This is a genomic window from Pseudomonas sp. SIMBA_067, from assembly GCF_046534675.1.
In the GTDB taxonomy this organism is placed as follows: Bacteria; Pseudomonadota; Gammaproteobacteria; order Pseudomonadales; family Pseudomonadaceae; genus Aquipseudomonas; species Aquipseudomonas putida.
The window spans coordinates 1-258 of sequence record NZ_JAWRYH010000765.1; the positions used below are offsets into that span (position 1 = coordinate 1).

Genomic DNA, 258 nt, shown 5'->3' on the forward strand with positions numbered 1-258 from the left:
TGGCTGACACCGTTCAACGTGTTCTGCGGGATCGGCGTGGTCGTGGCGTATGCGCTATTGGGCGCCACCTGGCTGGTGTTAAAGACCGAGGGCCGGCTGCAGGCCAGTATCATTCGTGCCTGCTCACCGATCACCCTGGCGACGGTGGCGGCGATGCTGATTGTGAGCATCTGGACGCCGCTGACGCACCCGGCGATCTTCGACCGCTGGTTCGGCCTGCCGAACTTCTGGTTCTTCCTGCCGGTACCGGTACTGGTG

Annotated in this window: 1 protein-coding gene; it reads left to right on the forward strand. The window is 63.6% G+C overall.

Annotated elements, in window-relative coordinates:
* A partial coding sequence (locus SB765_RS31235) for a cytochrome d ubiquinol oxidase subunit II (RefSeq protein ID WP_410932708.1) occupies positions 1-258 on the forward strand: 258 nt, incomplete at both ends.